Below are 13,544 nucleotides of genomic sequence, written 5' to 3'. Positions count from 1 at the left end.
CGGATCCTGAGTTGGGTTCGCCGCTGCAACAAACGTGCATTCGTGCGCAGAAAGGTCACCATGAACATGCAATTATTCCACGAGCTCGCTTTCTATCTGATGTACGCCTGTGCCGCCCTCGCGATATTCGTGATTGTCGAGCGCGGACTATTTTTCAATTACACGCTGCGCCAGGCAATCGGCCTGGAACGCGCCATGACGCACGCTGTGCAGCATGTGCGTGAACTGCCGGCGGCGCTCACATCGCGTGCCAGTTTGCCGCTGACTCTGGTATCCGACATCCTGGCAGAAAAACATCAGCTGACCAGCGACAAGGATCTGGAAGATTTCAGCGAATCGGTCTACATCGCCAACCGCGGCGAAGTGCAGCACCGGTTGTGGATTCTGGACACCATCGTCACCGCCGCTCCTCTGCTCGGCCTGCTCGGTACGATTTTGGGGATCATCGATACGTTCAAAGCGCTGGCAGTATCGGGCGTATCCGATCCGGGCCAGGTGTCGCAAGGCATAGGTACCGCTTTGTATGCAACGGCTCTGGGCATCGGCATCGCGGTAATCGGCATGTTTTTCTTTAATATGTTCCAGGAACGGATCGAACGCATCAACGATCATTTGAAGGTGTTGATGTTGCGTGCCTGCGTCGGCCGCTTGGCTGGTGGCGACATAAAAAACAGTATCAAAGCGGCGCCGGCAGAATCCGGTAAATTGCATCTCGCCTGATCAGGATTGAATCGAGGACAGCTTGAAATATTTCCGCGCAAAATCTGTAGTGCTATCCAGGCTGTTGTGCTACATGGCGCTGGTGTTCCTGAGTGCGTGCGCCAGCTTACAAAACACAACGCCGGGCGCGCCGCTTGAAATTAACCTGGTCGCGATTAATGATTTGCATGGTCATCTGGAAGCCGAAACCAGAAGCTATGTCAGCGCCGACTATCCCATACCGCACAAATCCAAGGTTGGCGGCATCGCCACCATAGGCGGTGCTCTCAACGCGTGGCGCGCCCAAGATCCGCAGCTGCTGCTGGTTGGCACCGGCGACTTGATCGGCGCCAGCCCGGCCTTGTCCTCAATCTGGGCCGATGAGCCGACCATCAGCACGCTCAACCAGCTCGACATGCGTGTCAGTTCCGTCGGCAATCATGAATTCGATCAGGGCAGCGCCGAACTGCTGCGCTATCAACATGGTGGCTGCAAGTCAAACCGGCCCGACAAAGCCTGTCATTTTGAAGAGCATTTTTCAGGCGCAAAATTTTCCTATTTGGCGGCCAACGTCATCGACAAGAGCAGCGGCCGGCCGTTGATGGCGCCCTATCGGATTGAACAGGTGCGCGGCATCAAGATCGCTTTCATCGGCGCCGTAGTGCGCGAAACCGAGAAAATGGTATCCGCCGACGGCATCAGCAATGTCAGCTTCATCGACGAAGCCGACGCCATCAATCAATGGATCCCGGAGATCAAGGCACAGGGCGTCAGCGCCATCGTGGTCTTGATACATCAAGGCGGCGAGACTGCCGAGCCGTTCGACATGGCGGCATGCACCCGGTTGCGCGGCCCTATCGTCGATATCGTCAAGCGTCTCGACCCGGCGATCCGGCTGGTGATCAGCGCGCATACCCATAACGGCTATACCTGCCAGGTCGACGGTCGCACCGTGACGCAGGGTGAATCGTTTGGTCACATGCTAACGCGGATCAAGCTCACCATCGATCCGCGCATCGCCGATCTGCAGCAGAAAATCACGGCTATCCGGGCCCAGAACGTATTGATGGACAACCAGCACTTTGCGCCAGATCCTGCCTTGTCGACTTTCCTGCAAACGTTGAAAGCACGCAGCGATGTGGTGCTGGTACAACCGATTGCACGCATTGCGGTCGCACGCATCGATAGCAAGATCGATGACGCCGGTGAATCGCCTCTGGGCGACGTCATCGCCGATTCGCAACTGGCAGCTACGCGCAAGTTGGGCGCCCAAATTGCCGTGACCAATCACAAGAGCATTCGCGAGAGTCTGGACAGCGGCGCCGACGGTAGTAACTATGCCCAGATAGCCGCCACCACACCCTACGGCAATACGCTGATACTGCTGTCGCTCACGGGCAACCAGTTGCTTGCTTTGCTGGAGCAGCAAAGCTGGTTGGAGCAGGACCGCCCCAGCGGCCGCATCATGTTGCAAGTCTCGCATGGCCTGAGTTATCGCTGGGATGCCAGGCGGCCGCTCGGACAGCGGGTGCTGCCCGGCAGCGTCAAGCTGAACGGCGTCGATTTAAAGCCGCAGGGACTGTACCGGCTTAGCGTCAACAGCTTTATCGCTCAGGGCGGCGACGGCTTTAGCCTGTTGACGCAAGGGGCCGACCGCGTCGACACCGGCATTAATGACCTTGATGCCCTGACTCATTATCTGAGCGCGAGCGAACACGATGGCCATCCGGCCGGCAGCGCACAGGCGGACGGCCGCATTGTGCGCGTGCATTAACCTTAACTGAATATTTCTCGGAAATTCCATGCGTAAATTGATCGTTTTGATAGCAACGCTGTTCGTTTGTGCTGGCAGCGCCCATGCCGAATTCAGCATCCCCGGTTACGAACTGGTGCATACTGCCCCGGTCGAAACCACCTTGGCAACGCCCGATTTGCGTGAGCCGCTGCAAGTCTGGAGCGAAATGTTCGACGCCGCCAGACAGCAGATCGTGCTGGGCCAGTTTTATGTGGCGAGCCAACCTGGTGCCACATTTGAGCAGGTGATCGCACGGCTCGCAGCCGCCGGCGCGCGCGGCGTCAAGATCCGCTTTCTGATGGAGGAAAAAGGGAAATTCGCCTCCGACATGGCAACCATCGAACGGCTCAAGCAGATTCCGAATTTGGAATTCCGCTATCTCGATTATTCCAAGCTGACCGGCAACGGCATCATCCATGCAAAATATATGGTGGTCGATGGTAGTGCCGCCTATGTCGGCAGCCAGAATTTCGACTGGCGCTCGTTTGTGCACATTCATGAAACCGGTTTGCGCATCACGGACGCCGTGGTCGTCAGCCAGCTGCAGAATATTTTCGAGCACGACTGGCATGCGCAGGAACTGATTGCACAAGGAAAGGAGGTGCCAAAACTCAATCAGGGCGTGATGGCGGCCAACGACCGGCAGGCGACATTTCTGGTGGCCAGCCCGAATGCTTTTAACCCGCCCGGCGTCGGCGACTCGGAAACCGAATTGCCGAAACTGCTGGCCGCCGCCAAATCCGAGGTTCGGATCCAGTTGCTCGACTATGCGCCGTTAAGTTACGGCCCGCATCGTACACGTCCTTATTACGCGGTCATTGATAATGCGATCCGCGCGGCACTGGCGCGCGGCGTCAAGGTCAAGCTAATGGTGTCAAACTGGAATACCGAAAAACCGGCGATCGCTTATCTGAAAAGTCTGGCGCTGCTGCCCGGCATGGAAATCAGGATCGTTACGCTGCCGCAGGCCAGCACCGGCTTCATTCCGTTCGCCCGCGTGATCCACAGCAAGACCATGGAGATCGACGGCCAACTGGCATGGATCGGCACCAGTAACTGGAGCGGCGGCTACCTGGATAATTCGCGCAATCTGGAAGTCGTGCTGCGCAATGAGAAGATGGCACAACGCATCGCGGAGTTGCACCAGCAAACCTGGGATTCGGCATATGCGCAACCGATCGATGTGATGAAGGATTACCCCAAGCCGATCAAGGGCAAGGAATAATCCGGCTTGGATGTGGCGTAAGAAATATCATTTATTCCGTGTCATTAAAGTCGAAAACAAGCCACTAGCATCCATGCTGGTTCCCGGCCATTCAAATCTAATTACAAATTGTCCAAAGTCGAAAACACAAATGTGAAAGGCCAGAGGGGACGTTCATCCAACAAATAAAGTCGAAAACAAAACGTCTTGATACGTTGAGATGGGGTCATCGTTGATCACACGTTACGTTATTACGAACTAATACGTGTTGCGACAGTCAGCAACCACCCATTAGGGACATTCGCAAATCCTGCAAGCGGTCATTCAACCCGCAAGATCAAGGATTGGTTCGGTGCCAACAAAGCTTTGCGCGACCAGGCAGCAATCGACAAGAGAATGTTCCTGCGATTAACGCGGATAAGCAAAAAATAAGAAAACTGGGAACTGAATTTTTGTTGACTTTGCATCAACTATGTGGCCAGTTCGCAGCCAACCGTAAAAAGGACAGGGGTGTAGCCGGCGCAGCCGCAGACTTGGGAATCAATCCGTACACGTCAATTGGCTACTATGGAAAGAAAGTCTATGCACACGGCCATAAAGGTGTCATGGAGTCGGATAACGAGATCAGTGCAGAGCAACGTTAGGAGAGTCAAAGAACCGGTCAGCGATATTCTGGACAACCAACATCTGAAACCAATCAGATTGTGAACCAAAATAGTTTGGGCGGCAGTACTGGCGAAGCCAGTCGAGCGCAGACTCCCGCTTCGTCAGAAGGGGGATCGAGCGAGCGGGGTGGGTTCTTTGATGGACAGCGCGGAGGTTAGCGCCTTTGACGGTCGGTGTTGCAGGAGTGTGGAAAGCACTTTTCTGGCGCTCTGGAAGTGACGCAAATAGTTCTTATATGAAATATATCAAGGCGTGTTATTGTCTCTAAATTAATAATTTGAAAGACATGAATGAAATCGCTCTCGAATAATCCTGAAGAGACAATATGGCAAATTACTGAAGGTGACATACCAACCTGGTATGTTGCCGATACTGTTTCGTTACCTCAGTATCTAGCTAAAAATCCGTACAGAAGTGTTATTAGAATTTTTGCGCGTGAAGTTATTTTGGTTGACGATACGTCGTGGCAGGCGGCTCTTGGGGTGAGTCCGATCGATTTACGTATTGATTGTGAGACTATCAAAATAGTCGGACATGTAACCGTTAATTTTTCCGGAACTGACACAGCTCTGGGATGGAAATCTAAAATTAGCAAAGTAGGCGATGAAGGATTTACTGGTGGAGCGATAAGTATAAATGCAGTTAGGATCGATTTTGATGACAACTCAAGTAAGTTATCCGTTATGGCAAATGGAGGTGCTGGTGGAAATGGTGCTGAGGGCATGTTTGGGTTTCCCGGCGCGGATATTCCGCCATTGCAGCCTGGACATCCGCCGCTAAGCGGAGGGCCGGGTGGCCATGGTGGAGATGGTGGAAATGGGGGTAAAGGTGGCAATGGCGGTTCAATTTCTATCGCTGTGAGTTCAGCAGAATACAAACTCGGCTTAGAAAAACAGTTGTTGGTGCAGGCACTTGGAGGCACAGCTGGAGAAGGTGGGAAAGGTGGCACTCTAGGTAAAGGCGGGAAAGGATCACCTGCTACCAGCCGTTTTCCATGTGGTGAAGATGGACCTGACGGCATACCGGGCAATCCAGGAGCAGTGGGCTCGTCAGGAAATGATGGCAACGCCAAAGTGGAATCACTCAGCTTTGGCGCTCTTGCGAATTGCATGTTGAATGACCAGGTGCCAAATGGGCTGGAAATTCGGATGCATCGTATGATAACCGCAGCCGTTTTGTCATCGCTAAAAGGCTCCTCAAATAGCCTAAATACTAAGCTAAAGTGGCTTCAGGATCTTGCAGCTCCTAGTGCGCTTAACTTGCCAACAGTCACAACACGAATTGAGGAGACATTAGCAAGTCAAAAACAGTATGACAGTACTCCACCACGCTATCAGAGGAAAGTTTCCGTAAGTGCGGCAATAACTTTGCTTCAATCGCTCGCCAATATTGGTAATGATGACTACCAAAAAATCAACCAACTGAAAGCAGCGATCTTTAATTCAAGTATGAAACAAGGTGTAACTCGGCAAAACGATCTAAATGAAATTCGGCAAACGTTGAGCTCAAGTATTGTTGATCCAAAAGAAGTATATAAAAGTGGCTTTTCAGTAAGAATGCAGTTAGCTGCTAAATCCCTTGCATCGCAATCCAAATTGAATGGAATTGCAGATATTGAGTTGGATGATTTATTCAAACTAATGGATAAAGAGTATGGTATTGGCGCAGATGGGATGGATGCCGATGCCGGTTTTTTGTTTGGAGATGTTTTAGGTGAATTTGATAGTTTGATGGCCACGTCCATATCGGAGATGGCGCTTGGTTTGGAAGGTATAGCTATAATCGGTGGGCTTGCCGCGTTTACTATTATTACAGTTGCATTTCAAATGAGTCTTTGGGGACATAATAATGCCGAAGAAATAGCGTATCAGAAAGCATTGGAACAATGGGTTAGGGATACAAAAAAATGGCAATTGGAAGAAGCCAAGGAAAAGTTAACATACCAAGCGATCGTCGAACAAAATAAAGCGCAAGGAGCTAGAGAACTTCAACTCTCGCTTGCACGCAGTAGGCAAAAAGCTAAAGAAGATACAAAGACAATTGTTAGAAATGATTTTGGACGGAGATATATCGGTGTTCTGGATTCGCTTGATCCTGTAGAGGATAAGCCCGGGAACTTCATAGCAGTTTTCGATTGCCTCTTATGTCCACTAATGACAGATACGGCTTCACTATCTGCGTTTATTGCAAACGCATTCCTCGGATTTTCTTTCGTTATAACTATTCCACTTACAGATAATGAGATTAAAGGGATTGTTCCTGGCGAGTGGCATAAGCTTGAGGCAAAAACAATTGGTAGCGGCACCTCATCAATTGATACCTATATCAGTGGCTCAAATATTGGAGCGGGGACAACAATCGGTACGGTTTTTGAACTCCCAGCAAGAATTGCTGCGGAGTTCTTAACTCCTACCTTAGAACCTGTCATTGGACCGTTGTTGGATCAACTCTTTCAAAATATACCGGTTCCAGTAAAGCAAAATGATCCCATACCGAAACTCAGAATCCCCAATGTAACGATCCCTTCAATTGATACAGTGATTGTGCGCAATATTGGGCAAGGTGCGTGCCACTCGTTAAATGCAACAGTTGGTGGAAATAGTAAGGTGTTTTTCTGGCACGATATTGGATTTGGTAGCCCCGCTGACTCCGCTAGTATGACAATATTAGTCGGTGAAATTGTCAAGTCAGAAGCGGCAATTTGCTTGTCTCATTGGGATCGCGATCATTACCGCCTTAGTACCTTAGCGTTAGGTCGACTTCTGACCAGTAATACATTCCTTTCTCCGTCCTATGGAATAAAAGGCCCTACTGTCGAGCGCATAGTCAGTGCAATCCTGTTAGCAGGAAAAAATAAAGGGATTCCATCATTATATTTAGGAGGTCCAACTATTCCCGCTTTTGCCCAAAATTCAATTGGTGCCTGGAAAGGTGTAGATTTTGCTGCAGTAACGGTAGTAGCGGCAGCATTGATACCAAATAATGTGGTGCTTAGTGCGTCAACAAAAAGTGAAAGTTCATGGGATAAAAATAATAATTATTCAGTTGCTGCCACAATAAGTGGAGCCAATGGGTTCAAAATTCTTTTACCTGGCGACTGCTCCTATTCGTACATTCCAATCCAGCAAAAGGCGAATTTAAGTCATTTAGAAGCGACGCATCACGGATCAAAATGGAGCCTTTTGAAATCATCAGGAGCGGGCGTTGGAACCATAAGTGATAATGACATACCTCCGACCAAAGCTGGACAGCCAGCGGTACTTGTACTTTCAAATGGCAAGGGAAACTCGTACGGGCATTCTGCTGCCCTTATCAAACCATACTACGACCCGAAAAATTGGAACAAAAGCATATTGGAAACGAGTACGCTGCAAGCAAATATTTCGTTAGATGTCACTTTTCCACAATTGGAAATCCTAACAATGGACGATGTTTGAACCATGTACGAACTTCTTGAGCACGTTATATCAGAAATCCATGAAGAAAAAGGAGTGAAGCATATTGCAATAGCTGACCAAGTGAACTTGAATGAAGGTCTGTTGACGAACGTCTGAACAATCAATCATGATCCTAATTGATGAGTTGGATCACGGAAAGGGTTAAAAGCGTCTGGAGCGCTTTGCCCGCCCGGAAGTGGATCAAACAACATGGGTTGTTTCATATAGTCAAAATGGAAAATGCGTGTGACCCAAGGAGTATTCAACGCTAACACTGACAACGCCTCCACGATACCAAGTCTTACCGGAAGAACTGGTAAGCATGCCCGACTGGATCGCTGGATACGGCCAAGAGAGGATATTAACCCGCCGCTCGTCGCCAGGATGAAGGTCAGTATCAGATGCATTCGTCATCTCAAATTGAGCTGCAGATGGTTTGTGCCTCAATTCCCCTGTCATTTCTGTCACGACCTGGACATTTCGAAGTGTTCGCTCCTCCTGTGTTTTGGATAACTACATAGTAGCGATATTCGCTATTGACGACTGTATTTTCGGGAGTCAGAACTGGCTCGATAGACCATATCGTCCCTGGCCGTTGTTTGCATCAAAGTTGATTTTGATTTTACACAGAATTCAGAAAAACAAGGGAAATAGATTTTCCGCAACGCTTTACGTATTTGAAAGCGAACAATAAAGTCTGTCGGAAACGCATTTCATAAGTATCTGATTTTTATGAAAAAGAAAAATCGAGAGATCGACGGCAAAGTCTGTCGGGCTAATAGCGAATCTTAAATTTTCAGTTGAAATAGGCAATATAGTCTGTCGAGCCCTTTATTCACGCGGCTTTCGAGGTTATTCCGAACCGATGCATTTTTGAACAGATGATGAATGTCTTGCATATCCGCATTAAAGTAGCCACGACTTCGCATGTGAAAGTAACCGCTAGTCAGCGATTTAGCATCACACATAAGTGGAATATACGAATTTCGACGTGGGCCACAAATTGTTCTTGGGTTTTGACAGGGTATTACACCCGCCAAGCTGACACGGCGCAGGGCTAGCGATCCTTGGGAGTCGACGCGACAAGCTGCGTTTCTATCGCGTAGCGGATCAAGTCTGCATCGTTCGTCACACCGAGCTTACGCATCGCGAATGTCTTTTGCGAACTGATTGTTTGCTTGCTGCGATTGAGGCGCTTTGCGATTTCACCGATCGTCAGTCCAGACGCGAAAAGTCGCACGACTTCATGCTCGCGCGGTGACAGCGGATGCCCGACGTCGCCTGTGCTGGAGAGCTGGCGAACAATGTCGTCGATGATTGGCGACAGATATGCGCCGCCGCTAAAGCTCGCGTGAATGGCCGTGATGATGTGGCCGATGGCATCCGACTTGCTTAGAATCGACGAAATACCAACTGCGAGCAGCGATTGAATGACCGACGGACTGTCCATCGCCGTCAGCGCGACAATGTTTACATCTGGATATTGGCGCTGGATGTATTCAAAGAGCGTGAGCCCATCACTATGTTGACCGCCCGGCATCGAATAGTCGGAGACGACTACGTCGCACGACTCCTTTGCGAGCGCTGCGCACAGTTCTCTGCCATTCTGGCTTGTTCCGACGATTTTCACGCTGCTGATCGGCGTCAGTGCGTGGGCAAGTCCGCTAAGCACCGTCGGGTGATCGTCGGCAAGCATAACGCGGATCAAAAATGGGTTCTTGCTGTTCAAGATATTTGTGCTAGCCTATTGTCGAATGTATGTCTTCAGCGCTGACTTTCAGATATGGCGTAGCGCTTCGAATGAAGTATATCGCAGTCGGGGCGCAATTTTCCGGGTGTTGTACAGGAATTTGAATACCTACTGCGATCAGGAATGAAAAGCCTCGGCCACACTATCTAACATCGTCCATCTTTCATGTACTCACAAACCCTTTCTACTTTATTTTCCCGGTTTCGAGTCCATCAGTTGCGCCTGCTCTTCACCGGCGCGGGTGTGTTGACGTTGTTCCTTCTGCTTGGGTTCGTGTTGGGAACGATCAGCGCCTTGAGCCAGTTGCTTACGGATGAGCGCAATGTGTTCGGAAACGACCTCATTCGTGTGATAACGAACATCAATTCGATCAGCTCGAGTGTACGACTCCGCGCCACGAATGCCGAGTATTTGTGGAAACATGCTGCTCAAGGAGATGAGGCGGATCTCGCAACACTCCAGCGCGCCGGATTGGTCCGTTTCGATGGCCTAGGCCAGAATACCGGGCTCATGCTACGGTTGCCGTCGGTACGGCCGGACGATGGCGCTACCATACAGCATGTAATCGAATTGGTGCATGGCGTGCAGAGAGAGGGCGAGCGTCGGCTCGACATATTAACCGACTCCGCGAGAGTCCTATGGGATCCCAGGATCTATTTCGTGACGCTGTCGGGATCAACCGTCGCGATACGGCCGGCACCGAATCTGGACGCCCCGGCTATTGCGGCCGCATTCAAGGATCGTGCGCGTCTCGTGCGCTATTTCAGCGCTGGCCTCGACGATGTGGTGCTATGGGCCTCCGAGCGGCGCGAGGGAAAGCGTAGTATTAGATGGCTGCCGCCGGACACAGGGTGGTTGTCCGGGCGCGATACGTTTCGCGCCTCCGCGCTTGCATTCGACGGGAGTACTCCATTCGGCGTGGTGGTCGGCGAATATCGCACGTCCTTGTTGACCGAGGGCCTGGCTGGTCGTTCGCTCACGGGCTTTTATACCATTGTCGACGCACGTGGCGAGCCGATCATCAGCACCTCTTCCGAGAGACCGACAGTATCGACTATTGCATGGGCACTGACGATATTGCACACCGCGCCGCGTAATATCGCTGAGGCGTTTGAGAGGGGCGCATTTACCTTGGCGAGCCCGCTCGGCGATACCGGCTTTACGATAATCTATACGTTGCCGTGGCGCGTGATGTTCCATGTCGTCGCCGGTGATATGGCAACGTCGGCCGCTGTCGCCGCAATCGCCGTTGCAATACTGTGGATATTTGTTCTCTTTTTTCATAGAAAGATTATGGTTCCGCTGTTCGAGCGCTCCGAACGCGTGTTCGACAGCGAAAACCTAAGTCGTACGTTGATCGAGACGGCCCAGGTAGGACTCGCGTTGATCGATGCAAGCGACCATTCGACGTTGCTGGAGAATGCGCACATGCAGGCGCTCAGGGCGAAGTTGGATGAACGGGGAAAAGGGTTGATCGGAGGTGCGCTGAGTCAGGACGCACCGACAGCGTTTCATCAGCGGCGCGAAGAAAAAGCGGAGACGGTTGACGTCGAACTGCATTTGCCGACGACGGATGATGGTGCGATTGACGTCGTGGCGAAGCTGACGCCTGCACATTTCCAGCGACGTCCGGTGATGGTTGCAGCATTCTCGGATGTGACGGCAGAGCGGCAACTCGCGCGTCAACTGACTGTGGCGAAACAGGCGGCGGACAGTGCGAATGCGGCAAAGAGTGTGTTCTTCGCGACGATAAGCCACGAGATTCGTACGCCGCTCAATGCGATCCTTGGTCATCTGGAATTAATCGAGCGCTTGCCCCAGTCGGCACCGATTGCAGCGCGGCTGCGCACGGTGACCTCATCGTCGCGTGCGTTGCTTGACATCTTGAACGACACTCTCGATTTTTCGAAGGCCGAAGCGGGAGCAATGCGCTTCGAGTCGAGCAGCTTCGATGTTCGTGCGATGATCCGCGACACCGTCGCAATGTTGATGCCGCTTGCGCAACACAAGAAACTGACGTTGACCGAGACGGTCGATGCCTCGATCGCGCTGCGCTATATCGGCGACTCGACGCGATTGCGTCAGATCGTCGTGAACCTCGTGGGCAACGCTATCAAGTTCACGGACAGTGGTGCCGTGGCGATTAGCGTGCAAACGAGCCAGAGCTCTGCGCAGGGGCTCGACATTGTAGTGACGGACACCGGCATCGGCATCCCGACGGAACGGCAGGCCAAAATCTTCGAGGCGTTTGGTCAAGCGGACGAAACGATCGCGCGCCGCTTCGGTGGGACGGGCCTCGGGCTTGCACTCTGCAAGCGGCTCGTCGAGGCGATGGGCGGCACGATAGCAGTCACGAGTGAGCCGGATCGCGGGAGCATCTTTACGGTGACGCTGCCACTCGCCACCAGCGCCGACGAAATGGAGGTATCGACCGAGCCGGAAGTCACGGACGAGGAACTGCGTGGTATTCACGTGTTAGTGGCAGAGGATCATGAAGTGAACCGTGAGCTGATCCGCGATCAGCTCCATACGCTCGGCTATACCTGCGATCTTGCTGAAGACGGGCTCGTAGCGCTTCGCTATTTCAATGAACGACATTACGATATTGTGCTCACCGATCTGGGGATGCCGAAATTAGACGGCTACGCGCTGGCGACGTGCTTGCGCAATCAGGGAGCGAATACGCCGATCATCGCGATTACGGCGGATGTCACCGCCACGGACACTATGCGTTTTCAAGAGGTTGGGATATCGGCGATCCTATCTAAGCCGATGTCGCTGGCATTGATTGATGCGGTCGTTCGCCGTTGTCTGAAAAAAACGATGGGACCAAGTGCCGCGACTGGCGGCGCGGCTCACGTTTCGCCAGTCGCACGGCCCGCACACTTGAAGGGCATGCTCGCGCAGCAAACGGAAAAGTCACTTCGATCAGCTCACGACGCACTAGAGCGCCACGATTGGGACACGTTTTCCGCTCAGATCCATTCGATCAAAGGGGCGTTCAAGATGCTGCAACTTGACGAGGTTGCGGCGGTGTGCCGGCAGATCGAAACGCAACTCGCGCACGATCCGATCAGCGAAAGTGAGGCTCTCACGCACGCGCTGGTACATCTCGGTGAGCGCGTAGAAACTGCGTTGGCGCAGTTCGATACGGCAACGCGACTTTGACAGCGCAACGTCGTTGCAGCGCTCCCTATAAATCGGATTGTGCTCACCGTGAGGCTGCAATAGGACATGTACTAGTCAATACCTCATGAGCTTGGTACATGTCTCATATTCATGTGAATCATCACTTGGGATAATCTCAATCGAAGTTAAGCGAAAACACTTGTGATGCAAAGGTGACGCTTTATTTTCTTCGATAATCTGATTTTTTTGAGGTAAAGACATATGCGTAAGAAAATGAACATTGAACGCACGATCCTGTGTGTGACTACAGTAGCTGCCATGGCGGCGGCATTACCGGCCATGGCGGCCGACGGCGAGATCGCGTTTAGCGGGAAGGTGTTGGCGACGACCTGCACGATCAGTGCCGGTGGCGGTGCAGTCGGCGGTAAGAACATGAGCGTCAAGCTGCCCAGCGTATCTGTAAGCGCACTTGCGGATACCGGTGTAGCGGCTGGTCGTACGCCGTTTTCGATTCAACTAAGTGGCTGCACAGGCGATTCGACCAAGGTGTCGACGGTGTTTGAAGCAGGCGATACCGTCGATATGTCAAGCGGTCGCCTGATGCCCGTTTCCTCCGGCGACGCCGATACGGTTGCAGGCAACGTGCAGATCAATCTGCTCAACGACGTACAACAACCGATCAAGGTGGGTGCCGCAGGTTTGCAGCAGAACTCCCAGGCCGTCGCGCTGACCGATGGCACCGCAACGCTCAATTACTACGCCGAGTACTTCGCGACCGGCAAGGCAACGGCTGGCTCCGCGAACTCGCGTATTCAGTATTCGCTGGACTATCAGTAAGTCTCCCGCGGAGGCCGCTCGACGCGA

General features: G+C 52.1%; 7 protein-coding genes. 6 read left to right on the top strand and 1 reads right to left on the bottom strand.

The genetic code is table 11. The features are described from left to right. Positions 1-60 precede the first annotated feature (60 nt). From GEV47_RS08410 to GEV47_RS19695, 4 genes are all read left to right on the top strand, one after another. Positions 61-720, top strand: coding sequence for a MotA/TolQ/ExbB proton channel family protein (locus GEV47_RS08410; RefSeq protein WP_153234322.1), 660 nt, complete (start codon positions 61-63; stop codon positions 718-720). A 22-nt stretch (positions 721-742) separates the two neighbouring features. After that, positions 743-2,473, top strand: a complete 1,731-nt coding sequence (locus tag GEV47_RS08405) for a bifunctional metallophosphatase/5'-nucleotidase (protein ID WP_228124637.1) — start codon at positions 743-745, stop codon at positions 2,471-2,473. 28 nt (positions 2,474-2,501) lie between these two features. Continuing rightward, complete coding sequence (locus GEV47_RS08400; protein WP_153234321.1) at positions 2,502-3,719, top strand: phospholipase D-like domain-containing protein; 1,218 nt, start codon at positions 2,502-2,504, stop codon at positions 3,717-3,719. Positions 3,720-4,654: 935 nt separating this feature from the next. Then, positions 4,655-7,801, top strand: a complete 3,147-nt coding sequence (locus tag GEV47_RS19695; RefSeq protein ID WP_153234320.1) for a collagen-like triple helix repeat-containing protein — start codon at positions 4,655-4,657, stop codon at positions 7,799-7,801. A gap of 1,057 nt (positions 7,802-8,858) precedes the next feature. On the opposite strand, the gene GEV47_RS08390 is transcribed toward GEV47_RS19695, so the two are convergent. Beyond that, positions 8,859-9,497 (bottom strand): response regulator transcription factor, encoded by a 639-nt coding sequence (locus GEV47_RS08390; protein WP_153234721.1) that lies wholly within the window; start codon positions 9,495-9,497, stop codon positions 8,859-8,861. A gap of 219 nt (positions 9,498-9,716) precedes the next feature. Between GEV47_RS08390 and GEV47_RS08385 the strand changes: the two genes are divergently transcribed. Both GEV47_RS08385 and GEV47_RS08380 read left to right on the top strand, forming a co-directional pair. Further along, positions 9,717-12,719: a sensor histidine kinase gene (locus GEV47_RS08385; protein WP_153234319.1), complete on the top strand. Its 3,003-nt coding sequence runs from the start codon at positions 9,717-9,719 to the stop codon at positions 12,717-12,719. 222 nt (positions 12,720-12,941) lie between these two features. Continuing rightward, complete coding sequence (locus tag GEV47_RS08380) at positions 12,942-13,517, top strand: fimbrial protein (RefSeq protein WP_228124636.1); 576 nt, start codon at positions 12,942-12,944, stop codon at positions 13,515-13,517. The last annotated feature ends 27 nt before the right edge of the window (positions 13,518-13,544 follow it).

Source organism: Glaciimonas soli (assembly GCF_009497155.1).
In the GTDB taxonomy this organism is placed as follows: domain Bacteria; phylum Pseudomonadota; class Gammaproteobacteria; order Burkholderiales; family Burkholderiaceae_D; genus Glaciimonas; species Glaciimonas soli.
Note: the sequence above shows the minus strand (reverse complement) of the source record. Positions and strands in the feature narration are given on the sequence as shown.

Excerpts from the sequence above, each read along its gene's own strand:
- GEV47_RS08410 (WP_153234322.1), top strand. The coding sequence starts at position 61 with ATGAACATGCAATTATTCCACGAGCTCGCTTTCTATCTGATGTACGCC.
- GEV47_RS08400 (WP_153234321.1), top strand. The coding sequence starts at position 2,502 with ATGCGTAAATTGATCGTTTTGATAGCAACGCTGTTCGTTTGTGCTGGC.
- GEV47_RS19695 (WP_153234320.1), top strand. The coding sequence starts at position 4,655 with ATGAAATCGCTCTCGAATAATCCTGAAGAGACAATATGGCAAATTACT.
- GEV47_RS08390 (WP_153234721.1), bottom strand. The coding sequence starts at position 9,497 with ATGCTTGCCGACGATCACCCGACGGTGCTTAGCGGACTTGCCCACGCA.
- GEV47_RS08385 (WP_153234319.1), top strand. The coding sequence starts at position 9,717 with ATGTACTCACAAACCCTTTCTACTTTATTTTCCCGGTTTCGAGTCCAT.
- GEV47_RS08380 (WP_228124636.1), top strand. The coding sequence starts at position 12,942 with ATGCGTAAGAAAATGAACATTGAACGCACGATCCTGTGTGTGACTACA.